This window comes from Bradyrhizobium sp. STM 3557 (assembly GCF_045571465.1).
Classification (GTDB): Bacteria; Pseudomonadota; Alphaproteobacteria; order Rhizobiales; family Xanthobacteraceae; genus Bradyrhizobium.
The window spans coordinates 3,513,551-3,534,412 of record NZ_CP120697.1 but is presented as its reverse complement, the minus strand read 5'-3'; the positions used below and the strand labels follow the sequence as shown (position 1 = coordinate 3,534,412).

General features: G+C 64.5%; 20 protein-coding genes. 14 read left to right on the top strand and 6 right to left on the bottom strand.

Annotation, left to right across the window (positions count from 1 at the left end; translation table 11 throughout):
• Positions 1-330: 330 nt before the first annotated feature.
• The 3 genes from hpaD to P6U24_RS15970 all read right to left on the bottom strand — a co-directional run bounded on the left by hpaD (position 331) and on the right by P6U24_RS15970 (position 4,713).
• Entirely contained in the window at positions 331-1,248 is a 918-nt protein-coding gene (hpaD, locus tag P6U24_RS15980; RefSeq protein WP_407160025.1) for a 3,4-dihydroxyphenylacetate 2,3-dioxygenase, read from the bottom strand.
• Between the two features lie 96 nt (positions 1,249-1,344).
• Positions 1,345-3,078 (bottom strand): thiamine pyrophosphate-binding protein, encoded by a 1,734-nt coding sequence (locus tag P6U24_RS15975; protein WP_407160024.1) that lies wholly within the window; start codon positions 3,076-3,078, stop codon positions 1,345-1,347.
• 9 nt (positions 3,079-3,087) lie between these two features.
• The gene (locus P6U24_RS15970) at positions 3,088-4,713 is read right to left on the bottom strand and encodes an FAD-binding dehydrogenase (protein WP_407160023.1); all 1,626 of its coding nucleotides are present in this window, start codon (positions 4,711-4,713) and stop codon (positions 3,088-3,090) included.
• Positions 4,714-5,076: 363 nt separating this feature from the next.
• On the opposite strand from P6U24_RS15970, the gene P6U24_RS15965 reads away from it, so the two are divergent.
• Complete coding sequence (locus P6U24_RS15965) at positions 5,077-6,810, top strand: ATP-binding protein (RefSeq protein ID WP_407160022.1); 1,734 nt, start codon at positions 5,077-5,079, stop codon at positions 6,808-6,810.
• 15 nt (positions 6,811-6,825) lie between these two features.
• Here P6U24_RS15965 and P6U24_RS15960 read toward each other — a convergent pair whose 3' ends face one another.
• The gene (locus P6U24_RS15960; protein WP_407160021.1) at positions 6,826-8,097 is read right to left on the bottom strand and encodes an MFS transporter; all 1,272 of its coding nucleotides are present in this window, start codon (positions 8,095-8,097) and stop codon (positions 6,826-6,828) included.
• A gap of 90 nt (positions 8,098-8,187) precedes the next feature.
• On the opposite strand from P6U24_RS15960, the gene P6U24_RS15955 reads away from it, so the two are divergent.
• The 5 genes from P6U24_RS15955 to P6U24_RS15935 all read left to right on the top strand — a co-directional run bounded on the left by P6U24_RS15955 (position 8,188) and on the right by P6U24_RS15935 (position 12,429).
• Positions 8,188-8,661: a MarR family winged helix-turn-helix transcriptional regulator gene (locus P6U24_RS15955; protein WP_407160020.1), complete on the top strand. Its 474-nt coding sequence runs from the start codon at positions 8,188-8,190 to the stop codon at positions 8,659-8,661.
• Positions 8,662-8,663: 2 nt separating this feature from the next.
• Positions 8,664-10,712, top strand: a complete 2,049-nt coding sequence (locus P6U24_RS15950; RefSeq protein WP_407160019.1) for an FUSC family protein — start codon at positions 8,664-8,666, stop codon at positions 10,710-10,712.
• On the top strand, positions 10,709-10,918 hold the full coding sequence (locus P6U24_RS15945; protein ID WP_407160018.1) for a DUF1656 domain-containing protein: 210 nt from the start codon (positions 10,709-10,711) through the stop codon (positions 10,916-10,918). The genes P6U24_RS15950 and P6U24_RS15945 overlap by 4 nt, the downstream gene beginning before the upstream one ends.
• A 17-nt stretch (positions 10,919-10,935) precedes the next feature.
• Positions 10,936-11,781 carry an efflux RND transporter periplasmic adaptor subunit gene (locus P6U24_RS15940; RefSeq protein WP_407160485.1) on the top strand — a complete coding sequence of 282 codons (846 nt, stop codon included), beginning with the start codon at positions 10,936-10,938 and terminating at the stop codon, positions 11,779-11,781.
• A gap of 63 nt (positions 11,782-11,844) precedes the next feature.
• Positions 11,845-12,429 (top strand): peroxidase-related enzyme, encoded by a 585-nt coding sequence (locus P6U24_RS15935; RefSeq protein WP_407160017.1) that lies wholly within the window; start codon positions 11,845-11,847, stop codon positions 12,427-12,429.
• Between the two features lie 13 nt (positions 12,430-12,442).
• On the opposite strand, the gene P6U24_RS15930 is transcribed toward P6U24_RS15935, so the two are convergent.
• The gene (locus P6U24_RS15930) at positions 12,443-13,069 is read right to left on the bottom strand and encodes a ParB-like protein (protein WP_407160016.1); all 627 of its coding nucleotides are present in this window, start codon (positions 13,067-13,069) and stop codon (positions 12,443-12,445) included.
• Between the two features lie 140 nt (positions 13,070-13,209).
• Between P6U24_RS15930 and P6U24_RS15925 the strand changes: the two genes are divergently transcribed.
• The 8 genes from P6U24_RS15925 (at position 13,210) to P6U24_RS15890 (ending at position 19,645) form a co-directional block, all read left to right on the top strand.
• Positions 13,210-14,124, top strand: a complete 915-nt coding sequence (locus tag P6U24_RS15925; protein WP_407160015.1) for an ion channel — start codon at positions 13,210-13,212, stop codon at positions 14,122-14,124.
• Between the two features lie 119 nt (positions 14,125-14,243).
• On the top strand, positions 14,244-14,603 hold the full coding sequence (locus P6U24_RS15920; RefSeq protein ID WP_407160014.1) for a hypothetical protein: 360 nt from the start codon (positions 14,244-14,246) through the stop codon (positions 14,601-14,603).
• Positions 14,604-14,832: 229 nt separating this feature from the next.
• Positions 14,833-15,114 carry an acyl carrier protein gene (locus P6U24_RS15915; protein ID WP_407160013.1) on the top strand — a complete coding sequence of 94 codons (282 nt, stop codon included), beginning with the start codon at positions 14,833-14,835 and terminating at the stop codon, positions 15,112-15,114.
• Positions 15,115-15,123: 9 nt separating this feature from the next.
• Positions 15,124-15,594 (top strand): 3-hydroxyacyl-ACP dehydratase FabZ family protein, encoded by a 471-nt coding sequence (locus tag P6U24_RS15910; protein ID WP_407160012.1) that lies wholly within the window; start codon positions 15,124-15,126, stop codon positions 15,592-15,594.
• Entirely contained in the window at positions 15,591-16,793 is a 1,203-nt protein-coding gene (locus P6U24_RS15905) for a beta-ketoacyl-ACP synthase (protein ID WP_407160011.1), read from the top strand. Before P6U24_RS15910 ends, P6U24_RS15905 begins: the two co-directional genes overlap by 4 nt.
• A gap of 30 nt (positions 16,794-16,823) precedes the next feature.
• On the top strand, positions 16,824-18,104 hold the full coding sequence (locus tag P6U24_RS15900; protein WP_407160010.1) for a beta-ketoacyl-ACP synthase: 1,281 nt from the start codon (positions 16,824-16,826) through the stop codon (positions 18,102-18,104).
• 19 nt (positions 18,105-18,123) lie between these two features.
• A complete protein-coding gene (locus tag P6U24_RS15895; protein ID WP_407160009.1) occupies positions 18,124-19,053 on the top strand; it encodes a lipid A biosynthesis lauroyl acyltransferase in 930 nt (309 codons plus the stop codon).
• Between the two features lie 211 nt (positions 19,054-19,264).
• Positions 19,265-19,645, top strand: a complete 381-nt coding sequence (locus P6U24_RS15890; RefSeq protein ID WP_407160008.1) for a VOC family protein — start codon at positions 19,265-19,267, stop codon at positions 19,643-19,645.
• A gap of 103 nt (positions 19,646-19,748) precedes the next feature.
• Here P6U24_RS15890 and P6U24_RS15885 read toward each other — a convergent pair whose 3' ends face one another.
• Positions 19,749-20,855: a polyamine ABC transporter substrate-binding protein gene (locus P6U24_RS15885; protein ID WP_407160007.1), complete on the bottom strand. Its 1,107-nt coding sequence runs from the start codon at positions 20,853-20,855 to the stop codon at positions 19,749-19,751.
• Positions 20,856-20,862 lie beyond the last annotated feature (7 nt).

The following is a 20,862-nucleotide window of genomic DNA, read 5'->3' as shown; positions in this document are numbered from 1 at the left end:
ATGATGACCGGATCGTTGCGCGCGCTCTTCCAGACTCGCACGACATCCGGTGACCGGGATGTCACGATGGTGCGATCTGACGACCGGCCGAATGGACCGAAGACGCGCAAGCATCGCTCGCGCGCCTCGGGGGACATCTTGTTCCGGTTGCTGCTTGTGGATCGGCTTCGAGGGGCGGCGGCGAGGCCTTTGAAGGCATGCGATCCAGTACGCGGCGGCCGCTCGACTCAAATTCTGCTGTCTCTGGAATACAGGATCGCCCGGTCGAGCCGGGCGATGACGGCGAAATATGGAATGACGAGCGCGAACAAACGGCCCGACGTGCCGGTTTTACAACCTCCCGCCGGCCAGCGCCGGCGAGCGCGGGCGGCCGATGTCATCGATCGCCTTCGGCATCGGCGATACCGGGAACACCGCGTTGATCTGGCCGGTGCCCGAGGACGGGAAGAACGGCGTCACCACCTCGACGCCGCGATCGTAGTGATTCCACCCCAATGCGCCGAGCAGCATCGCGGTGTCATGCATGAAGCCTTCGCCGTGACCCTTGCTGGCATATTCCGGCAGCATGTCGCAGAAATCCGGCCACTCGCCCTGCTCCCACATCTGGATGACCTCGTGGTCGAGACGCTCCAGGAACGGGCTGAACATCTTGTCGCGATAGTCGTCGGCGGTGCCGTTCTGCGCAAAGCGATGACTGAGCGAGCCCGAGGCGAAGATCGCCACCGTGCCCTCATAATCGTCCTCGATGGCGCGGCGGAACGCCCAGCCAAGCTTGGCGCTCTCCGCCAGATAATGCGACGTGCAGAGCGCGGAGACCGAGACCACCTTGAAATGGCGGTCCGCGTTCATGTAGCGCATCGGCACGAGCGTGCCGTACTCCAGCGCCAGCGAGGTCGCATCATGTGCCATGGTGACGACGCCATGCTTGTTGGCGCCATCGGCGAGGATACGGCCGAGCGCGGGATTGCCGTCGTATTCGTAGCGCATGTTGGCGATGAAATGCGGCAGCTCGTTCGAGGTGTAGAGCCCCTCGAAATGCGGCGCGCAATTGATGTGATAGGCCGCGTTCACCAGCCAGTGGGTGTCGAACACGACGATGGTGTCAACGCCGGCCTCGCGGCAGCGCCGGCCAATCTCGACATGGCCATCGATCGCCGTCTGCCGCTTGCCCTTGCCCGGCCCGTCCAGCTCGCTGAGATACATCGAGGGCACATGGGTGATTTTGGCCGCCAATGCGAGCTTGCCCATAGCTGAATTCCTCCCGTCTTGCATTATCTCACCGCACCCGGCGTTTGGCGCAGGATAGCCGCCCTGCCCGCCCGTGCAAGGCTCGCAAGAACAATATCAGCCGACGACGTGACGAACCGCGGCGCGGGTCAGGAAGCGCAGCTTCTCATTGAGCGGGAAGCGGCCGAAATTGGTCTTCACGGTGCCGACTGTGAATGCCGTTTTCTTGGAATAGTCGATCTTGACGGCGACGATCACGGGACGGCCGCTGGCTGCAATCTCGTTGGCCTCCGCGATCGCATCCGCAATGCCGGCATTGTCGTTCATCGGCAGGTAGGCGGCGCCGGTCGCGAGCGCGACGCCCTCGATGTTGAGCTTGCCGAGCTGGGTGCAGGGCTTGCGGCCGTAAGGGATTTGCTGCGCCTGCGCGATCTGGGCGAGCTCGCCATCATTGAAGACGTAGTAGACCACGCCGAGCCCGTTGGCGGCCGCGGTCAGGATCTCCATGCAGGTCATGGTGAAAGCACCGTCGCCGACGATCGCCTGCACGCTGCGATCGGGAAACGCCAGCTTGGCGCCGATCGCCGCCGGCACGGCGTAGCCCATGCAGTTGAAATCGGTCGGTAGGATCACGCTCTTCGGCGCATGGATCGGCATCAGCTCGGCGGTGAGAAAGGTGTGATTGCCGTCGTCGATAGCGAGGATGCCGTCGTCGGGCATCTGACGCCGGAGCTCATCGAAAAAGCGGACCGGATTGACGATGCCCGAAGCATCGTTGCGGTACCAGCTCTCGCGATAGGCCGCCTTATCCCTGGCGATCTGCGCACGCAAGGCGCTGTTGTTCTCGCGCCGCATACTCTTCGCATCGAACGCGGCGAGCAGTTGCCGCACCACAGTGCCCGCGTCGCCGGTAATGCCGACCTTGGCCGGATAATTGGCGCCGATCGCCGCGGGATTGATGTCGATATGGACCAGGTTCTCGGGCATCGGGATGCCGTAGCTGCCGGTCGCGATCTCGGCAAAGCGCGTCCCTATCCCGACCAGGCAGTCGCAATCCCTGAAGGCGTTCTGCGCCGCCGGCACCGCGGACGCGCCAAAGCCGAAGCCCGCATGCAGCGGATGGTTGGCGGGAAACACCGACAAGCCCTGCAGGGTGGTCGCAACCGGAGACTGCAGACATTCGGCGAGCTGCGTCAGCTCAGTCGTCGCGTCGCGAGCGCCCCAGCCAGCGAAAATGCAGGGGCGCTTCGCGCCGGCCAGCAGCGCGGCGGCTTTCTCGATCTCGGATGGCGGCTGCAGCGGATGCGGCTCCGCCGGCTTGAACTGCGGCAGCTCGGCGACCTCGGACGTCATCAGGAGGATGTTGACCGGCAACTCGACGAGGACAGGGCCCGGCTCGCCCGATGTGGCGATACGATAGGCCTCGAACAATGTCGGCACCACCTCTTCATGGCTCCCGACGTGAAACGTCGCCTTGGTGAGCCCGCTCATGAATTTGTGGGTGTCCATCTGGTGCAGCTGATACTGCCGGCCGCTGTCGGTGCGCGGACCTCCGGTCAGGATCAGCATCGGCACGCCATCGAGGAAGGCCTCGCCGATGCCGCTCGCGGCATGGGTCAGGCCGGCTGCCGGCACCACCGTGAGCACACCGATCGAGGACGAGACGCGGCTGACCGCATCCGCCATGAACGAGGCGCCGCCCTCGTGGGTGACCAGCACCTGGGTGATGCGGTTGGAGTTGTTCAGCGCATCATAGAGCTCGGCGGTGTGCACGCCGGGAATGCCGAACGTGAAGCGCGCGCCGATCTCTTCGAGCGCATAGACCGTGAGCCAGGCTCCGGTTCTTTTCATGGCGTTTCCTCAACCCTTCAGAAGCTCAGTTCTGCCATCGATCGAGGCCGCCGCCAACCGGCCCGAGAGGATGCAGCCGCCGAGGAAGGTGCCCTCCAGCGCGCGCAGCCCGTGCATGCCGCCGCCGCCAAAGCCGGCAGCCTCGCCGACCGCGTAAAGACCAGGGATCGGGTGGTCCATGGCATCGCGCACCCTGCTCTGCAGATCGGTCCTGATGCCGCCAAGGCTCTTGCGGCTGATGATGAACTCGCGGATCGCGATCAGCGGCAGCGCGTCCTTGGCCATGATCGGCTGGAATTTGCACAGCCGCAGGCGGTCGCCGCGATACTGGCGGAGGGCCGCGATGCGGCGCAGCTGCTCGTCATTCATCAGGCTCTCGCCGCGCGCGATCGTCGCGTCATATTGCGAGACCGCATCCGCGACCGCATCACGCTCGACTGCCTGATCGCCCTGCAGCGCGTTCATCTTGGCGACGAGCTCGGGCAAGCTCATCGCCGTGACCACGTCCGGACAAGTCTTGATCATTTCATCCACCAGCCAGCGATTACCGGCCAGCAGATCGCGGACGAAGCGGAGCCGGCTCTTCTCGCGGATCGACGGGTTGAATTCGGCGCCGGACACCGCGAGCTCGCGCAGCGCGATGCGCCGGTTCATGAGCTGCCAGGAATATTGGCGCTCCTCGGCACAGATCGCGGTGACCAGCCGCCGCGTATCGAAGCCAGAGACCAGCGGCTGCGGTCCGATGCGCTGCCCTCGCCAGTTCAGCCATAGCGCCGAGCGCGGCGGCACCAGTGACAATCCGTGATTTGCTTTGCGCGGGCGCGGATGATGGACGCCGGCAGCGTAATTCCACATCCGATCGAGGTGAGTCACCACGCCCCCGGCGGCCAGGGTCGCATCGTGGAGCGTGCCGTCAGCGAAACGGTGCGAGCCATTGAGGATCGTTGCCGGCGGACGGCCCCAATCGGCATGCCAGTGCTGCCGGACCCGATCGAGACTGCCGTTGATGCCGCCTGCCGCGATGACGACCTGCTCGGCGCGAACGGCAAACGGCGTGCCGTCGATCTCGTCATGGCCCTCGGCGCCTATGACGCGGCCGCCCTGCAAAGTCAGCTGTTCGACGCGGGCGTTGAAGCGCAAAGTGAGCCGGCCTGCATTGGCATGCCCGCGTAGTGCGGAGATCACGGCATCGGTGATGCCCTTCCCCGTGCCCCACGCGATATGAAACCGCGGCACTGAATTGCCGGGTCGGAATTCGCCGCGCTCGACCCAGTTGACGACCGGCAGGAAGCTGACACCCAAACGGCGCACCCAGCCATGGACGTCGGCCGTCGCGCGCTCCACGTAAGTTTTCGCCCAGGCGCGCGGCCATCCGTCATGCGGATCGAATTCGGCGAAGCTGCACCAGTCGCGCCAGGCGAGATCAACGGAATCGCGAATGCCTTGGCGGCGCTGCTCCGGCGAATCGACGAAGAACATCCCGCCAAAGCTTTCGCGCGCCAGCCCGCCGAAGGCCTGCTCGTCATCGCGATCGAGCACCAGCACCGAATGCCGACCGTCCAGCAGATCGAGCGCGGTCGCCAAGCCCGCGATGCCGCCGCCGATGATCAGGATGTCGCTGCGATCCGTTCGCATGGGGTCTCGTGCGGTGCCGGCTTGGCTCTCACGATGATGTTGAAACCCGACCGCCGTCACAAATCAATCGGCAGATGTCGACGGGCTCCCGCTCGCCCGGCGCGACCGGATGACGCAGTGCGATGCGCGCCCGTTCAGAATGGTAAACCGATTCTTAAAACGCACTATCCGGACTTATCATATGATAAGCGCGCAAAGCCCTTATTTTCCAGCGTGATTCACCACATTGGCTGCGTCATGCCGCAGCGGCGGCGATGCTGACCGGCGCCGACGGCCGCCGGCGAATTGCCGGCCGCTTAACAGTTTTTCCAGTCACAACGGCCAAGGTAGCAACCCTACTCATTCAGCACAGGTTCATTCACCGTGACATCCTTCGGACGCGTGATCTCGGTACGAGGCTCTCAGGCACGTGTCGGGATTCTCGCCACCACGCAGATGGCGGCCTCAGAGGTTCGCGCGACCGTCGGCCGGTTCATCACCATCCACTGCCCGAAGGCCACGATCATCGCCATCATCTCGGAAGTGACGAGCGAGGCGGTGGCGGATGCCGAGACCTATCTCGCCACCGCCTCGGTCGACCTGCTCGGCGAGATCCTGGGACCGGCGGAGAAGCCGAAATTCCAGCGCGGCGTCACGCACTATCCAACCATCGGCGACGCGGTCGAGATGATCACGAGCCAGGAGCTGCGCACCATCTATACGCCGACCACCGCCGACCAAATCGATATCGGCGCGCTGCAGCAGGACCCGTCGGTGCGCGCCTGCGTCAATGTCGAGGAAATGCTGTCCAAGCATTTTGCGGTGCTCGGCTCGACCGGCGTCGGCAAGTCGACCGGCGTGTCGCTGCTCTTGAACGAGATCCTGAAGGCGCGGCCGAATCTGCGCCTGTTCCTGCTCGACGTGCACAACGAATATGGCCGGTGCTTCGGCGAGCGTGCGCTGGTGCTCAATCCGCGCAATCTGAAACTGCCGTTCTGGCTGTTCAATTTCGAGGAGATCGTCGACGTCCTGTTCGGCGGCCGGCCCGGCGTGCCTGATGAGCTCGACATTCTCGCCGAAGTCATCCCACTGGCGAAGGGCGCCTATACGCAATATGGCGGTTCGGACCGAATCGGCCTGAAGCGGATCGACCCGAAGAACATCGGCTACACCGTCGACACGCCCGTGCCTTACCGCCTGGTCGACCTGATCAACCAGATCGACGAGCGCATGGGCAAACTCGAGAATCGGTCCTCGCGTATCATCTATCACAAGCTGATCTCGCGCATCGAAACCGTGCGCAACGATCCGCGCTACGCCTTCATGTTCGACAACGCCAATGTCGGCGGCGACACCATGGCCGAGGTCGTCAGCCATCTGTTCCGCCTGCCCGCGAACGGCCGGCCGATGACGGTGATGCAGCTCGCCGGCTTCCCGGCCGAGGTCGTCGATTCCGTGGTCTCGGTCTTGTGCCGCATGGCGTTCGATTTCGGGCTGTGGAGCGATGGCGTCTCGCCGCTGCTGTTCATCTGCGAGGAGGCCCACCGTTACGCCTCCGCCGATCGCTCGATCGGCTTCGGCCCGACCCGCAAGGCGATCTCGCGCATCGCCAAGGAAGGCCGCAAATACGGCGTCTATCTCGGCCTGGTCACGCAACGCCCGGCAGAGCTCGACGCCACCATCATCTCCCAGTGCAACACGCTGTTCACGATGCGGCTTGCCAACGAGCGCGACCAGTCGCTGTTGCGTTCGGCCGTCTCGGATGCCGCCGCCAACCTGCTGTCATTCGTGCCCTCGCTCGGCACCCGCGAGGTGCTGGCTTTCGGCGAAGGCGTGGCGCTGCCGACCCGGCTGCGCTTCAAGGAGGTGCCGCCACACCAGATGCCGCGCAGCGAAGCCACCATCGCCACCGTACGCTCGTCCGCTGGCCATGACATGCAGTTCGTCAGCGCCGTCCTGGAGCGCTGGCGTGGCGCGACCTCGAGCCGCGACGGCGAGTCCGCCGCCAATAGCGATCGCACCTCCAATCTTGCAATGGCGGCGGACGCGCCACTTCTGCAGCCGACGATGGGGCTCGATCCCGAGCGCTTCTCGCTGTTGAAGAAGCCGCTGCGCTAAGCACCACGTCGCGCCTCATTGCGGCGCGAGCGTCAGGTCGCGCGACATTCGCCTGGGCTGCGTGCGGTGCCGGGACAGCAGCCGCGCCGTCATGACGGCGCCGAATGCCGTGATCGCCGCAATCACGATGGCCCAGATCGTATCGAGGCCACGCCCGATCAGAGCGCCTGAGAGCAGCGGGGCCATGATGTTGGCCACCGACATCAGCGACTGGTTGAAGCCCATCACCATGCCCTGACGGTTGAGCGCCGCACTGCGCGACAGCTCCGCAGTCAAGGTGCTGCGCACGAACATGCTGCCGCCGATGATCAGCGTCAGGCACACGGCAAGCACGCTGACTTCAGCCGTGAAGGCCAGCGCCAGGAGGCCCAGGCACATGCAGGCGAAGGCGAAGATGACAATGCTGCGGTCGGACGCGAACAGACTGACGCGGCTGATCAGAAGTCCCTGGATGAGGATGTTGATGAAGCCGGCATAGGCGAAGATGCAGCCAAGCTCCCGCGCGCCGAACGGATGTCCGTCCCAGGTGAAGCGCTCGGACAGAAACAGGCCGATCTGCGACAGGAACATCGCATTGGCCACGAAGAACACCAAGAGCAGCCCGAGCAGCCGCCACGCATGGCGCATCCCGAGCAACGTTCGCGCAGGCCGCCACTCCGCAATCCGCTGCATGTGAGGGGCATCGGATTCAGGCTGGTCCGGCGGCAGCAGCAGCGCCGTGGACAGGATGCTCATCAGCGAGAGCGCAGCGGCAGCCCAGATCGGCGCCGCCTGTCCGAAAGGAACCAGAAATCCCGACAGCGCCGGCCCGATTAGAAGGCCAGTCCCGATCGCGCCCGAGGTCATGCCGAGCGCCTGCTTGCGCGCCGAGGGTGGGCTGTGCTCGGCCGCATAGGCATGGGCCACCGAGATGTTGCCCGAGGTGAGGCCGTCGATGATCCGCGCTGCGAACACCAGGGCCAGGCTGCCGGCGGAGGCCAGCAGGACCAGGCCTGCGAAGGTGCCGAGCTGGCTGAGCAGCAGCACGTTGCGGCGGCCATAGCGGTCTGACAGCATGCCGACGATGGGCCCCGCCACCAGCTGGCAGGCGGCGTAGACCGACATCAGGGCGCCAATCATGAACGGCGTGGCCCCCAGCCGCTGCGCATAGAACGGCAGCAGCGGCAGGATGATCCCCAGAGCCGTGGCGTCCACCGCGACAACAATACCGGTTGGAACCAAAGCCAGCGGACCGGCTTGCTCCGCCGAGGAATGGGGCTGTGCCCGGATGACGGGACCAAAGTCCATGCGCAATGCCTCTGCCCGCTTCCGCGAGCCTCACGAATCTTTCAATGCATATAAGTTGTAGCCTAACAGTTTTGACCCTATCTATTTTGCATGGCTCCGTCGCAAACAACTGTTCAAGCCGAAATCGGCCTGCTCATCGCCCGTCTGGCGCGCCTGTGGCGCCGCGAGGCGGACCAGGCGCTGGCCGATCACGGACTCTCCCAGGCGACCGCCCACCCGCTGCGGATCTTGTCAGGCCGCGGCAAGTGCGTGCGCCAGGGCGTGCTCGCCGACGAGATCGGCATCGAGGGCCCCTCTCTCGTCCGGCTCATCGACCTGCTGCAGTCCGAAGGACTGGTCGAACGGCGTGAGGACCCGACCGATCGCCGCGCCAAGACGCTGCATCTGACCGCAGAGGGCGAGGCCAAGGCGGAGGAGATCAACCGGGTGTTACGGCGGGTCCGGGCCGATCTGTTGAAGGATATCTCCCCTGAGGACCTCGCGGTCACCTACGACGTTTTGCAACGGATCGAGCAGCGGGCGGTTCGCCTGCGGGAGGCCGCCGGCCGCCCCGACGCGGATTAGTCATGAGCCAGAGCACGCATCTGCCGGTCCGCGCAGCGGACCTCGTGTTTTCTTTGAAGACGTTCGCCGCGGCCATGCTCGCGCTCGTCATCGCGTTATGGCTCGACCTGCCCCGCCCCTATTGGGCGATGGCGACCGTCTATATCACTTCGCAGCCGCTGGCCGGCGCCACCAGCTCGAAAGCGCTCTATCGCGTGCTGGGAACACTGATCGGCGCCGTGGCGTCGGTGGCGATCGTCCCCACTTTCGTCAATTCGCCCGAGCTGCTTAGTCTCGTGATCGCGCTCTGGGTCGGAGGTTGCCTCTATCTGTCGCTGCTCGACCGCACGCCGCGCTCCTATTTGTTCATGCTGTCGGGATATACGTTGGCCCTGGTCGGCTTTCCTGCCGTGACCGATCCCGGCAGCATCTTCGACACCGCGGTCGCACGTTTCGAGGAGATCACGCTCGGCATCATCTGCGCCACGCTGGTCTCGACGCTCGTTCTGCCGCGCTCCGTCGCGCCCGTCGTCGGCGCCAAGGTCTACGCCTGGCTCGCCGATGCCCGCCGGCTCAGCCGGGATATTCTGCTCGGTGGCGGCGGCGAGCTGCGCGATCAGGAGCAGCGATTGCGGCTGGCTGCCGAGGCGCTTGATATCGACACGCTCGCCAGCCATCTCGCCTTCGACCGGGTTGCCGACCATCACGCCGTCCGGGGCCTGCGCGCGCTACGCCTGCATATGCTGCTGCTGTTGCCGCTGCTCGGCTCGATCCGCGATCGCCTGACGGCACTCGACGGGCACCTGTCGCCACCGTTGCAGGACCTGCTGCAGCGGCTCGCAAACTGGCTGTCCGCGCCGACCGGTGAGCGCGAGGCGGCAGACGAGCTTCGCGCTGTCGTCGCAGAGTTGCGGCCGCCCCTGCACGCGGATGCCTCATGGCATGAGATCATGACGGCCAACCTGCTGATCCGTCTGCGCGAGCTCGTCGACATCTCCGAGGACTGCCGGGCACTCGGCGCGGCGATCGCAGCCGACGAAGACACATCGCAGCTTCAATTGGCGTTCCGGACCGAGCAGGGCATCGCGCCTGCGCGGCACCGTGACCACACGCTGGCGCTGTGGTCGGCGGCCGGCGTCATCATCGCGATCCTGGTCTGCTGCGCATTCTGGATCGGGACCGGTTGGGTCGATGGCGCTTCCGCGCCGATGATGGCCGCGGTCGCCTGCTCGTTTTTCGCCTCCCAGGACGATCCGGCGCCCAGCATCCAGAACTTCGCGCTGTGGTCGCTGGTCGCCATCATCATCGTGGCGATCTATCTGTTCGGCATCCTGCCGGCGATCTCTACCATCGAGATGTTGATCGTTGCCCTGGCGCCCACCTTCATCCTGTTCGGCGTCCTGATCGCGCGGCCGACCACGACACCGATCGGTATGGCGCTCGGCGCCAACGGGGCCACGCTGCTGGCGTTGCAATCGACCTATAATGCCGACTTCGAGAGCTTCGCCAATTCCTCCGCCGCGTTCATGGTCGGCATGGTTGCAGCGATCGTGCTGACGCGCCTGATGCGCTCGGCGCGCGCGGAGTGGATCGCGCACCGGCTGCTGCAGACCAGCTGGATCACGCTGGCGGAGACCGCGGAGCGGCGCGGCAACAACGACCGCGCCACCTTCGTCGGCATCATGCTGGACCGTCTCGGCCTGCTGGCTCAGCGCATCACAGCAATTCCGGAAGCCGAGCGGCGCGACCTCGATAGCCTGAGACAGCTCCGGGTCGGCCTCAACATCATCGACCTCAGGCGCGCGCGTCATGGACTTTCGTCTCCGACGCTGCGGGCCATCGACGCCATGCTGGACCAGCTCGCCTCGGCCTGTCGCGAGTGCGCAGCGGCGCCAATACCCACCACGCTGCTCAGCGCGATCGATGCCGCGCTCGCCAAGGCGCTCGACGAGCCCGCCGCTCCGGCGAAGGAGGATGCCCTGATCGGCCTGGTCGGTATCCGCACCGGATTGTTTCCGGACGGCCCGCCCTATCACATGCGTCCACTCGAGCCGCGGAGTCTCGTCGCATGAGATATGAAATCGACATCGCCGGCGTGCTGGTGCCGTCACTGCTGCTCTGGCTCGTCATCGCCTACGTCCTCTCCGCGGTGCTGCGCGCGCAATTGCGCCGCCTCGGCTTCTACCGGCTGGTCTGGCATCGCGCCTTGTTCGACTTCGCCGTCTTCGTTTGCCTGCTCGGCGGCGTCGTCTATCTCTCCCGGAGTATCTTGACGTGAAAAGCACCTTCAGCCTGATGGGCCGCGTGGCCATCACCGTCGTCGCGGTCGCTGCCGCGGCCTGGGTCGGATATTATCTCTGGGGCTACTACATGAAGGCGCCATGGACGCGTGACGGCCGCGTGCGCGCCGACATCGTGCAGATCGCGCCCGACGTCTCCGGCTTCGTCACGGACGTTCTGGTCCGCGACAATCAATCGGTGAAGCGCGGCGACGTCATCTTCCGCATCGATCGGGAGCGATTTGCATTGGCGTTGCGACAGGCCGATGCGGCGGTTGCAGGCCGCCTCGCCACGCTGAACGAAGCCGAGGCCGATCTGAAGCGCTATCAGTCGCTGACCACCGATGCCGTGTCGCAACAGCGGCAGGAGCAGGTGCTGGCGACGCAGCAGCAGGCCAGGGCGGCCTACGACCAGGCGCTCGCAGACCAGGCGGTAGCCAGGCTCAATCTCGAGCGCAGCGAGGTGCGCGCACCGGTGAATGGCATCATCACCAACATGGATCTGCGTCCGGGCACCTATGTCACCGCCGGCAAAGGCGTGATGGCGCTGGTCGATACCGATACGCTCCATGTCGAGGGATATTTCGAGGAAACCAAGCTGCCGCGCATCCGGATCGGCGCTCCCGCGAGGGTCCGGCTGATGGGCGATTCCCGCGAGCTTACCGGTCATGTCGAAAGCATTGCGGCTGGCATCGAGGACCGTGACCGCGGTCAGGGCGCAAGCCTGCTCGCCAACGTCAACCCGACCTTCAACTGGGTGCGCCTGGCGCAGCGCGTGCCGGTGCGCATCGCGCTCGACGAGGCTTCGCGCGAGCGCGAGCTGGTGGCCGGTCGTTCGGCGACGGTGGAAATTCTGAACTGACTTTGCTTTGCGGCATTCACCCGATGGATTATTCTCGCGGCCCACCCAGCCGGAGCCGTTCTCATGTCGCAGCCTGCCATCAGCCGCTTTCCCGTCCCCGCGATCGCCGACATGCCCGAGGACATTCGCAGCCGGCTGCTCGCCGTGCAGGAGAAATCAGGCTTCATACCGAACGTCTTCCTGACGCTGGCGCACCGGCCGGACGAATTCCGCGCCTTCTTCGCCTACCATGATGCGCTGATGGACAAGGATGGCGGGCTGACCAAGGCCGAGCGTGAGATGATCGTGGTGGCGACGTCGAGCGCCAACCAGTGCCAATATTGCGTGATCGCCCATGGCGCGATCCTGCGCATCCGCGCCAAGAACCCGCTGATCGCCGATCAGGTCGCGGCCAACTATCGCAAGGCCGACATCACGCCGCGCCAGAAGGCGATGCTCGACTTCGCGATGAAGGTCGCGCTCGAGGCGCAGACGGTGGGAGATGGCGATTTCGCCGCGCTCAGGGAGCACGGCTTCAGCGACGACGACATCTGGGACATCGCCGCGATCGCGGCATTCTTTGGCCTGTCGAACCGGATCGCGAACGTCACGTCCATGCGGCCGAACGATGAGTTCTACCTGATGGGCCGGCTGCCGAAACAGCCGTGAGCCTCAAGCCTCATCAGTCGTCCGAGGCCGGACCGCACCAGCCGGGCAGATAGACGGCATCGTGTCCCTTCGCGAAGGCCAGCGCCTTTTCCATCGCCCCCGCAAAGTTGTCCTCCGCCATCTTCCGCGCGATCTTCCGGCGCAGGAAGTCGGCCCACAGGAATTCGCTGAACGGCGTGGTGTCCTTGGCGAAGCCGCCGGCGCGTCGCAGCTCGCCAGCCAGGCTGCGGAACGGATCGTCCTTGAGGTCTGCGATCGATTTCGGCAGATCCTTGAAATGCCGACGCTCGCCCTTGGCGTCGTAGGGATAAACCCACCGCTTGTTGTCCATCACGCCCCAGAAGGCGTCGCGATCGACCATGGTGAGATCGCCGATGATGGTGACCAGGATGTCCTCGACGCCTTCGTCGTGCAGCGCGCGCGCCAGATGGTGATGGTCCACTACGTAGTAGCGCTGATCGGGTCCGACCACGACGGGGATCATATGCTTGCCGAGCAGCTCCGCGCGCTTCTTGTTCGATTTGTGCTCGCGCCAGCGCTTGCGCTTCTCCTTCACCTCGCGCATCCCCACCGTCATCTGCGTCGGCCGCAGCGACAGGATCGGGATAGGATGCAGGATCGGCTCGCGCGTGTTGGCCATGGCGTTCAGCTCCGCTCATCGCGCATCGATTCTGCGCGTGCACTCCTGCGATTATGGCATGATAGGACCTGCATTCAAGGCGGCTTGCGGATCTGCGAGATTCGTCTTGCGGGAATAACGATTGTGAATGATTGACGGAAATGCTGAAGAAAGCTGCGAATGGGAATCACGATTGGATCGCGCGGCAGCGTGTGGTCCGGCTCGGCGGGCGCGAGATCGTCACCGAGGGACTGCGCCTCAACTTCTGGACGGATATCAGCCACCGCTGTATGACGGCGTCATGGCCGGCCTTCATCGCCGGCGCAGCCGGGCTGTTTCTCGTCTTCAACGCGGCTTTCGGCCTGCTCTACTGGCTTGGCAATCTCTGGTTCGCCAACCAGCCGATCTCGAATGTGCCGAACGGCGATTACATCGATTACTTCTATTTCAGCATCGAGACGCTATCGACCGCCGGCTATGGCGACATGCATCCGCAGACGCATTACGGCCATTTCGTCGCGACCGTCGAACTCTTCACCGGCATCTTCTCGATGTCGTTGATGACCGGGCTGATCTTCGCCCGCTTCTCCCGCCCGCAAGCCCGCCTGCTGTTTGCCCGGCATCCGGTGATTTCCAGTCATGAAGGGCAGCCGACGCTGATGATCCGCCTGGCCAACGAGCGGCAGAACCTGATCGGCAATGCCAGCGCCAAGCTCTGGTTCTTCAAGAACGTCGTCACGAGGGAAGGCAAGCCGTTTCGCCGCTTCTATGAGCTGCCGCTCCTGCGCAACGAAATGCCTGCGCTCGCGTTGAGCTGGACGATCTATCATGTGATCGATGAGGCCAGCCCGCTCTACGGCATGACCGCTGAGGAGCTTGCCTCCGCCCGTGCCTCGCTCACGGTCGTGGTCACGGGATACGACGTTGTTGCAGCGCAATCGGTCCATGCCCGGCAGTCCTACGACCATCCCGACATTCGCTTCGGCCACCGCTACGCCGACATCCTTGACTCCTCCCATGCCGACGGCCGGATCAGGATCGACTACGGCCGGTTCCACGACACCTGCGAGGCCTGACAGGCGCGCCTCCGCATCCCAAGGTCGAATCGCGGCACCGATGCACCTCTGCCATGATGAAGTTTTTTGCTGAGGCTTTCGGCGCACATGGTAGAAATGAAGCAGCGGAGTCGCAGTCGATGAAGACCCAGAGGCCCATCGCAGCGGAGGACGACCACCGCGTCGTACCGTTCAGGCCGCGCAGTGCGCTGCAGCGCCGGGTCGTGACCGGCGGCGGCCCTCCGGTGCCGTTTCATCGGCCCGGCGAGGTCCAGCCCGATGTGCTGGATCTGGCGCATTGTGAGCAGCCGCGCCAGAGACCGGATGACTTCCGCCACCGCATTCTCGCCAATATCGCAGCTTTCGCCTTCACGGTGGCGCTGACGGCGATCGGGATCTGGCTCGCGATGAGCATCGCCGACCTGCGCAAGACCCAGGATTGCGTGCTCACCGGTCGGCGCGACTGCGCGCGCGTCATCACCGAGCCGTACACGCCGTGACCGGCGACGCCTGACTGGGCATCCCGCGCGATCCAAGGCGCGCCCGGCGCGACCACAATCCGGCCATATCGTCGCCCTGCCGCCTCCATTGAACTCACCGCGGCGCTCCGATATACGGGCACTCGACTCCCGGGGGACGGGACCAGGGTACGACACCGGACACTCGCGCCGCGATGCCCCCTCGTCGCGCCAAAACCGGACTTATCTCCAATATATCAAAGGCTTAGTGATGTCCTCCACATTCGATCAGGTCGCCACGATCATCGCTGAAACCTGCGACATCCCGCGCGACACGATCACGCCGGAAAGCCACGCCATCGACGATCTGGGCATCGACAGCCTCGATTTCCTCGATATCGCGTTCGCGATCGACAAGGCGTTCGGCATCAAGCTGCCGCTGGAAAAGTGGACCCAGGAAGTCAATGACGGTAAGGCGAGCACCGAGCAATATTTCGTGCTGAAGAACCTCTGCGCCCGCATCGACGAGCTGGTCGCCGCCAAGGGCGCCTGAGCGCCCGCCATGCACATCGAATATTTCATGCTGATCGACCGGATTCTCGACCTCAAGCTGGACGAGAAGACGATCACGGTTGAGGCGACGGTTCCCACGCAGAGCACGATCTTCGAAGGTCATTTCCCGGGCTATCCGATCATGCCCGGCGTGCTGCTGATCGAGTCGATGGCGCAGACGTCCGGCTGGCTGCTGCTGGGCCTGATGAAATTCGAGCGCATGCCGTTCCTAGCCGCGGTCAAGGAAGCCAAGATGCGTGGCTTCGTGAGCCCCGGCGAGGTGCTAACGGTCGAGGCAAACGTGCTGCACGAGGGCTCCGGCTATGCGATCACCGAGGCGCGGGTGAAGGTCGGCGGCAAGCTGCGCTCCAACGCGACGATCACCTTCAGCCACGTCCCCTTTCCCAATCCTGAGCTGCGCGGACACATGGATGCTGTCGCCAAGCGCGTCGGCTTTCCGCAACAGGCCCTGCTGCCATGACCGAGACGACTTCTGCGACACCAGAACCGGTCGAGGTCTGGATCACCGGCATTGGCCTGGCGACCTCACTCGGCGAGGGGCTGGACGCCAATTGGGAAGCCCTCAACGCCGGCCGCATCAATGTCGACGAACAGCGCCTGGCGCCCTACGTCGTGCATCCCTGGGCGCCGGTCAATCTGGAGACGCAGATCCCCAAAAAGGAGCAGCGTCAGATGGAGGCATGGCAGCGCATCGGCACCTATGCCGCCGGCCTTGCGCTGGATTCCGCCGGCCTCAAGGGCAACAAGGAGATCCTGTCGCGCATGGACATGATCGTCGCCGCGGGCGGTGGCGAGCGCGACATCTCAGTCGACACCAACGTGCTCAATGCCGAGGCCAAGGGCAACTTCTCGCCAGGCTTCCTCAATGAGCGGCTGATGAGCGATCTGCGCCCGACCCTGTTCCTGGCGCAGCTCTCCAACCTTCTGGCCGGCAACATCGCCATCGTGCACGGCGTTTGCGGCACCTCGCGCACCTTCATGGGCGAAGAGGTTTCCGGCGTTGACGCCGCGCGCATTGCGCTGGCGCGGATCGCCGGCGGCCAGAGCGAGATCGCGCTGGTCGGCGGCTCGCATAATGGCGAAAGAAAGGACCTCCTGGTCCTCTACGAATTCGGCGACTACAATCTCAAGGACAAGTTCGCACCTGTGTGGGCGCGGAAGGAGCACACGGGCTTTGCACTTGGCTCCGCCGGCGCCTTCCTGGTGATCGAATCCAAGGCGCATGCGCTGGCGCGCGGCGCCAAGCCATTTGCCCGCCTGACCAGCGTGGTTGCCGATCGCGCCAAGCGCCGCGAGCCGGGCGCGGTGACCGCGACGCTGGAGAAGCTGTGGTCGTCGGTCGGACCACATGACGGCCGCACCGCCATCATCACCGGCGCTACCGGCGCCGAGCCCGCCACCTCGGAGGAGCGTGCGTTCCTGGAGAAGCACAGGGATGTGCCGGTGCGCGCCAGCGGCACCCGCTTCGGCCACACCATGGAGACGCAGTTCGCGCTCGGCCTTGCGCTCGCGGCGCTCTCGATCTCCCGCGGTGCGTTGTTCCCGGCAGGCGATTCCAGCGGCGTCGAGATTGAAATGACGCAGGCGCCCACCCAGATTGTGGTGGTTGGGGCTGGACATTACCGCGGCGAAGGCATGGCCTTGGTCGAAGCGGTCTAACAACTCGACCACCATGCGACGGGGGACATCATGACTGCTGCACGCGACAAGTTTGGCCGCCCGATTGTGGTCGTCACCGGCATGGGCGTCACCACTTCGCTCGGTGCCGGCAGGGCCGACAATTGGCGTAAGCTGGTTGCCGGAGAGTCCGGCATCCGCACCATCACCCGCTTCCCGATCGACGGGCTGAAGACGACCATGGCCGGCACGATCGATTTCGTCCCGGTCGAAGAGCCTTTCACCTCGACAGGTCTTGCCGAACGGCTTGCGCACATGGTGGTCGAGGAAGCGATCGAACAATCCGGCGTCGGCAGCAAAGGCGATTTCCCCGGCCCGCTGTTCCTTGCCGTCGCGCCTGTCGAGATCGAATGGCCGCAGCGGCTCGAGCTCGCGCGCGAGGTCGGCGGCACCGAGTTCACCTATGACGACCTGCTGAAGGTCTGCGGCGGCGGCAAGTTCCTGCCCTATCATCACCGCTTCCAGTTCGGCTCGGTCGCCGATTACCTAGCCGAGACCTTCGGCACCAGAGGCTCGCCGATCTCGCTGTCGACCGCCTGCGCCTCCGGCGCCACCGCCATCCAGCTCGGGGTCGAAGCGATCCGCCGCGGCGAGACGGATGTCGCGCTGTGCGCGGCAACCGAAGGTTCGGTCAATCCGGAAGGGCTGGTCCGTTTCTCGCTGCTCTCGGCGCTCTCCACGCAGAACGATCCCCCGCAGGGCGCCTCAAGGCCGTTCTCGAAGAACCGCGACGGATTCGTGATGGCCGAAGGGGCCGGAGCGTTGGTGCTCGAAAGCTATGATGCGGCGGTCGCGCGCGGCGCCAACATCCTTGGCGTCATCGCCGGCTGCGGCGAACTCACCGACTCCTTCCACCGCACCCGCTCCTCGCCGGACGGCAAACCGATCATCGGCTGCATCCGCAAGGCGCTGGCGGACGCGGGCATGGCGCCGGAGCAGATCGATCACATCAACGCCCACGGCACCGCGACTCCCGAGAACGACAAGATGGAATATATCGGGGCGTCCGCCGTGTTCGGCGAGCACACCAGCAAGATCCCGGTCTCCTCGAACAAGTCGATGGTCGGGCACACCATCTCCGCCGCCGGCGCGATCGAGGCGATCTTCTCGCTGCTGACGCTGGAGCATCAGCGGATTCCGCCGACCATCAACTACGAGGTGCCGGATCCGGCGATCCTGTTCGACGTGGTCGGCAACAAGGCCAGGGATGCGCGCGTCACTGCCGTGATGTCGAACTCATTCGGCTTCGGCGGGCAGAACGCCTCGCTGATCCTGACCCGCGAACCGGCCTGATCGCGCCCGATCGACCGAAATGACTCTGCTGGCCCGGACCAAGGCCCGATTTCGCCAGGCCTCGAAGTCGCTGGGCGCGTCCGCGGTGGGCGCGCTCACGGTCGGCATGCTGCGCACCACGCGCTATTTCGATCCAATCAAGACCGCCGACCTGTTCGCGAGAATCGCCCAGCTGATCGGCCCGCGCTTGCGCGAGCAGCGAATCGGCCGCGACAATCTCAGCGCGGCTTTCCCCGAGAAATCTCCGCAAGAGATCGAGGCCATCCTCGCCGGCGTCTGGGACAATCTCGGCCGGGTCGGCGCCGAGTTTGCCCATATCGACAAGATCTGGGACTATGTCGAGGAGCACCCGGAGGCCAGCCGGATCGAGCTGCCGGATCGCACCTATGAGCTGTTCCACCAGCTGCGGCTCGATGGGAAGCCGGCTCTGATCTTTGCCAGCCATCTTGCCAATTGGGAGATGCCGGCCCTCGCCGCGGTCGCCCATGGGCTCGATGCCGCGATCCTCTATCGCAAGCCGAACATCGCTTCCGCCGACCGCATCATCCAGGAGATGCGGCAGGTGAACATGGGCACGCTGATTCCGGCGGGCCGCAACGCGCCGCTCCAGCTGGCGGAAGCGCTCAGGAAGGGCCAGCACGTCGCGATGCTGGTCGATCAATGGTGGAGCAACGGCGTCGAGGTCACGTTCTTCGGCCGCAAGACCCGCGCCAATCCGACGTTGGCGCGCCTGCTCCGCCAGGTCGAATGCCCCGTGCACGGCGTGCGCATCATTCGCCTTCCGAACCACCGGTTCCGCGCGGAGCTGTCGGAGGAAGTGAAGCCGGTGCGCGACGCGAACGGCGACATCGACATCCAGGGCACCATGCAGGCCATCACCTCGGTCATCGAGGGCTGGATCCGCGAATATCCGGAGCAATGGCTCTGGCTGCATCGCCGGTGGCGATAAGCGACAGAGGAAAATTCCTCCGCAAGGAACGCGCGAGGGCATGTCATGCTCCCTGCCTCCGATCTTGTGCAACAAAATACTTACGCAGCCTCCAACCTCTCGCTACGCTACGCGTGCTGCACGGGCCAGCCGGCGGCGGCGCGCATCGCGATGCTGCGCAAAAACTAACGAAATCACTCCGGTCTCGGAGACACGAAGGAGGAAGTGCGGGATGTTTTCACACGTGATGATCGGGACCAACGACCTCGACAAGGCCAAGGCATTCTACGACAGCCTGCTTGGCACGCTCGGCGTCAAGCCCGCCTGGGTCGACGGCCATCGCATCTTCTATCGAACGCCGACGGGCGTCTTCTCCGTGTCCAAGCCGATCAACGGCCAACCGGCAACGCCCGCCAATGGCGGCACGATCGGTTTTACATCAAGCTCGCCCGAACAGGTTGACGCCTGGCACGCGGCCGGTCTCGCTGGTGGCGGCACGACCTGCGAGGACCCGCCGGGCATCCGCGACGGCTCCACGGGCAAGTTCTACCTGGCCTATCTGCGCGACCTCGACGGCAACAAGCTCTGTGCGGCGCATCGGATGGGGAGTTAGTTTCGACGGTCATTGCGAGGAGCGAAGCGACGAAGCAATCCAGAATCTTGTTGCGGTCCCGGATTGCTTCGCTATCGCTCGCAATGACGACGGCTTGTGGTCACTACCGCCCCGTCTTCACCCGCGTCCAGAGACGGTTGATGACGCGCTGGGTCGCCGAATCGCGCGCGGTGATATCGAACAGTTTCGAAAGCGTCGCCTCGTCCGGATAGATGTTCTTGTCGCTCAGGATCTTCGGATCGATCAGCTTCTGGCTCGCCAGATTGCCGTTGGCATAGGACAGAAAATCCGAATTCTTGGCGGCGACGTCGGGCCGGTAGAGATAGTTGATCAGTTCATAGGCTTCCGCGACATGCTGGGCATCGGCGGGGATCGCGAGATTGTCAAAGAATAGCTGCGCGCCCTCCTTCGGAATCGTGTAGCCGATTTCGATGTTGTTCTTGGCCTCGGCCGCACGGCTGCGCGCCTGCATGACGTCCCCCGAATAACCGACGACAAGGCAGATCTCGCCGGTCGCGAGCGCGCTCAGATATTCCGACGAGTGAAACTTGCGAATGTAGGGCGCAATCTTGCTAATGAGATCTGCCGCCTTCTCGAGGTCCGCCTGTTTGGTCGAATTGGGATCGAGCTTGAGATAGTTGAGCGCCGCCGGGAAGACATCGTCGGCGGCATCCACCATGTGGACGCCGCAATCCCTGAACTTGACGAGATTTTCCGGCTTGAACACAATATCCCAGCTGTCGATCTTGGCGCCGGGACCGAGAATCCTCTCGATCGTCTTCACGTTGTAGCCGATGCCCGTGGTGCCCCACATGTAATTGGCGGCATAGAGATTGCCGGGATCATAGGTGGCGAGATGCTGCACCACGAAGGGCCAGGCATTGGCCAAGTTCGGCAGCTTCGACTTGTCGAGCGGCTGGAAGACCTTGGCCTTGATCTGACGCTGCAGGAAGTAGGCGGTGGGCACGACGACGTCGTAGCCCGACTTGCCGGCCAATAGGCGCGTCTCCAGGGTCTCGTTGGCATCAAAAGTGTCGTAGACCACCTTGATGCCGGTCTCTCTGGTGAAGTCCTCCAGGACTCCCGGCGCCATGTAGTTCGACCAGTTGTAGAAGTTGACGACGCGCTCCTCGGCGCGCGACGGCGGCGCAAGAAGCGCCAGCGCAGCGGCAACGAGAGCGAGAGAAAGCCGTTTGCTGCTGCAGGTCATATCGATC

Coding starts and splice junctions, on each gene's coding strand:
- hpaD (WP_407160025.1), bottom strand. CDS start 1,248: ATGGGCAAGCTCGCATTGGCGGCCAAAATCACCCATGTGCCCTCGATG.
- P6U24_RS15975 (WP_407160024.1), bottom strand. CDS start 3,078: ATGAAAAGAACCGGAGCCTGGCTCACGGTCTATGCGCTCGAAGAGATC.
- P6U24_RS15970 (WP_407160023.1), bottom strand. CDS start 4,713: ATGCGAACGGATCGCAGCGACATCCTGATCATCGGCGGCGGCATCGCG.
- P6U24_RS15960 (WP_407160021.1), bottom strand. CDS start 8,097: ATGGACTTTGGTCCCGTCATCCGGGCACAGCCCCATTCCTCGGCGGAG.
- P6U24_RS15955 (WP_407160020.1), top strand. CDS start 8,188: ATGGCTCCGTCGCAAACAACTGTTCAAGCCGAAATCGGCCTGCTCATC.
- P6U24_RS15950 (WP_407160019.1), top strand. CDS start 8,664: ATGAGCCAGAGCACGCATCTGCCGGTCCGCGCAGCGGACCTCGTGTTT.
- P6U24_RS15945 (WP_407160018.1), top strand. CDS start 10,709: ATGAGATATGAAATCGACATCGCCGGCGTGCTGGTGCCGTCACTGCTG.
- P6U24_RS15940 (WP_407160485.1), top strand. CDS start 10,936: ATGGGCCGCGTGGCCATCACCGTCGTCGCGGTCGCTGCCGCGGCCTGG.
- P6U24_RS15935 (WP_407160017.1), top strand. CDS start 11,845: ATGTCGCAGCCTGCCATCAGCCGCTTTCCCGTCCCCGCGATCGCCGAC.
- P6U24_RS15930 (WP_407160016.1), bottom strand. CDS start 13,069: ATGGCCAACACGCGCGAGCCGATCCTGCATCCTATCCCGATCCTGTCG.
- P6U24_RS15925 (WP_407160015.1), top strand. CDS start 13,210: ATGCTGAAGAAAGCTGCGAATGGGAATCACGATTGGATCGCGCGGCAG.
- P6U24_RS15920 (WP_407160014.1), top strand. CDS start 14,244: ATGAAGACCCAGAGGCCCATCGCAGCGGAGGACGACCACCGCGTCGTA.
- P6U24_RS15915 (WP_407160013.1), top strand. CDS start 14,833: ATGTCCTCCACATTCGATCAGGTCGCCACGATCATCGCTGAAACCTGC.
- P6U24_RS15910 (WP_407160012.1), top strand. CDS start 15,124: ATGCACATCGAATATTTCATGCTGATCGACCGGATTCTCGACCTCAAG.
- P6U24_RS15905 (WP_407160011.1), top strand. CDS start 15,591: ATGACCGAGACGACTTCTGCGACACCAGAACCGGTCGAGGTCTGGATC.
- P6U24_RS15900 (WP_407160010.1), top strand. CDS start 16,824: ATGACTGCTGCACGCGACAAGTTTGGCCGCCCGATTGTGGTCGTCACC.
- P6U24_RS15895 (WP_407160009.1), top strand. CDS start 18,124: ATGACTCTGCTGGCCCGGACCAAGGCCCGATTTCGCCAGGCCTCGAAG.
- P6U24_RS15890 (WP_407160008.1), top strand. CDS start 19,265: ATGTTTTCACACGTGATGATCGGGACCAACGACCTCGACAAGGCCAAG.
- P6U24_RS15885 (WP_407160007.1), bottom strand. CDS start 20,855: ATGACCTGCAGCAGCAAACGGCTTTCTCTCGCTCTCGTTGCCGCTGCG.